Annotated in this window: 3 protein-coding genes; 1 reads left to right on the top strand and 2 read right to left on the bottom strand. The window is 64.6% G+C overall.

What is annotated here, in order from left to right; all coding sequences use genetic code 11:
• Together BN976_RS15800 and BN976_RS15795 are read right to left on the bottom strand one after the other, a co-directional pair.
• On the bottom strand, positions 1 to 371 hold a 371-nt coding region (locus tag BN976_RS15800; protein ID WP_036371874.1), incomplete at its 3' end, for an FAD-dependent oxidoreductase.
• Positions 372 to 477: 106 nt separating this feature from the next.
• Positions 478 to 1857 carry a rhodanese-like domain-containing protein gene (locus BN976_RS15795; protein ID WP_036371871.1) on the bottom strand — a complete coding sequence of 460 codons (1380 nt, stop codon included), beginning with the start codon at positions 1855 to 1857 and terminating at the stop codon, positions 478 to 480.
• Positions 1858 to 2083: 226 nt separating this feature from the next.
• On the opposite strand from BN976_RS15795, the gene BN976_RS33795 reads away from it, so the two are divergent.
• On the top strand, positions 2084 to 2383 hold a 300-nt coding region (locus BN976_RS33795), incomplete at its 3' end, for a rhodanese-like domain-containing protein (RefSeq protein WP_199558957.1).

Here is a 2383-nt window from a genome sequence, read left to right as displayed (position 1 = left end):
TTACCGACCGCATCGGCCAGTCCTTCGGTGCGGTTCCAGTCCAACTGGATACCGGGGCAGACCACGAGCACGTCGTAGCCGTAGTCCGCCCCGTCAACACAGACCACCCGGTTGTTGTCCGGATCCACCTGCGCGGCCGCGTTCTTGATCCAGGTCGCCCCTTTGGGCATCACCGACGCCTCAGCCCGGGCGGTGGTCGAGGCCTTGGCCTGACCCCCGCCGACCAGCGTCCACAACGGCTGGTAATAGTGCACCTCCGACGGCTCGATCACCGCGACATCGGTGTGCCCCTTACGCAGCAGCCGCGCCGCGACCGAGATACCGGCCGTCCCGCCACCGACGATCAGAATCTTGTGCTTACCCGTGGTCATGATTGTTCTGCTTCTCTCGTGTCTCGTGCCGGTCAGGCGTTCAGGCGGTCAGGTGTTTCTCGTGCCGTTTCAGGCGTTCAGGTGTTCGGGTGTTTCTCGTTGGGGGTCAGGCGTTTTGGTGGGCTTCGTCCCAGGCGCCGTAGCCGCCCAGGATGTCGCTGACATCAGCGAAACCGTGGGCCCGCAGCAGGCTCGCGGCCACCGAGGACCGGTACCCGCCGGCGCAGTACACGACCGTCGGCTTCGCTGGGTCCAGCTCACCCAACCGGGCCGGCAGCTGACCCACCGGGATCGAGACCGCGTCCGGGATCATCCCGGCAGCCACCTCACCCGGGTTGCGAACATCGACGATCTGCAGATCGGCCAGCTCGGCGGCACGCGCATCGAAGGCCTTGGCCGTCAACCGCGACGCCACCTGCACCTCGTCGGGGTGGTCGAGCATCGCCTCGAACGGGCGCTCCAGATAACCGATCACCCGGTCGAACCCGATCCGCGCCAGCCGGGTCTTACCTTCGAGCTCCTGGCCGGGCTCGGTGAACAACACGATGTCGACATCGGTGGGCACCACCGACCCGGCGAACTCGGCATACCGGCCCTCCAACCCGATATTGACCGCACCGCGCAGATGCCCCAACGCGAACTCCTCGGGGTTGCGCCCATCGACGAGCACCGCGCCGGCCTTGACCGCGTCGCGGACCTGCTCGTAGCTCATCGCGGCGGGCATCTTCGTCTCATCGAGCAGTTCGCGGTCCTTGCGGTTGAGGATCGCGTCGTAGACGAAGTAGCTCGGTGCCGGCGGCTGACCCTCGGTCACCAACTCCATGAACGTGGCCTTGTCCGGGGCGCGCAGCGCATAATTGGTGGCCTTCTGCTCCCCCATCGTCGACCACAGATCCGTCGACAAGTTCTTCCCGCACGCCGAACCCGCACCATGAGCCGGATACACCCGGGTGGCATCGGGCAGCGTCATCAACTTGGTGTGCAACGAGTCATAGAGCTTGTCGGCCAACTCTTCCCGGGTGAACCCGATCGACGCCAACAGATCCGGGCGGCCCACGTCACCGATGAACAACGCATCCCCGGTCAACACCCCATACGGCACCTCGTCGTCGGCGTGCTCGTAGACCACGATGCTCAACGACTCCGGCGTATGCCCAGGGGTGTGCAGGAACTTCAGCGTCACCTCCCCCAGCGAATAGATCTGCCCGTCGGCCACACCCATCGACTCGAACTCGGTCTCAGCGACCGAGGAGTACACGATCTGGGCCCCGGTGGCCTTGGCCAACTCCAAATGCCCCGACAGGAAATCAGCGTGGAAGTGCGTCTCGATCACCAACTCGATGCTGTAGCCGAACTCCTTGGCATCAGCCAGATACTCGGCCACATCACGCTGCGGATCGACCACCACCGCACGACCGGTGGTCTCGTCGGCGATCAGGTACGACGCATGCGACAAGCAATCCAAGTAGTACTGGATGAACTTCATCTCGATAGTCCTCTCGTTTCGGTGGCGGGTCAGGCTTTCTGACGTCTACTGTGCCTATACCCCTATGGGTATGTCAAGTACCCTAGGGGGTATCTGAATTCCCCTCGCGCTCGGCCCTTGCATTTACCCCCGGGGGTATGTGTAGCATGTCGCTTAACATACCCCCGCCGGTATGGGCTCCCCCTCCGGGGTGCACCCGTACCGAACCCCTTCGAAAGGACAAGCCATGACCGCTCCGGCCACCATCGATTCCCACGACCTGCACCAGATGCTCGGTTCGGCCACCCCGCCGCGGGTGCTCGACGTGCGCACCCCCGGCGAGTTCGAAACCGCCCACATCAACGGCGCCTACAACGTGCCCCTGGACCTGCTGCGCGAACACCGCGACGAGATCATCGGCCACCTCGACCAGGACGTCGTGCTGGTCTGCCGCTCCGGCCAACGCGCCGCCCAGGCCGAAGAAACCCTGCGCAACACCGGCCTGACCAACGTCCACATCCTCGACGGCGGCATCACCGCCTGGGAA

It is taken from the genome of Mycolicibacterium austroafricanum (assembly GCF_000612725.1).
GTDB classification, from domain to species: domain Bacteria; phylum Actinomycetota; class Actinomycetes; order Mycobacteriales; family Mycobacteriaceae; genus Mycobacterium; species Mycobacterium austroafricanum.
Note: the sequence above shows the minus strand (reverse complement) of the source record. Positions and strands in the feature narration are given on the sequence as shown.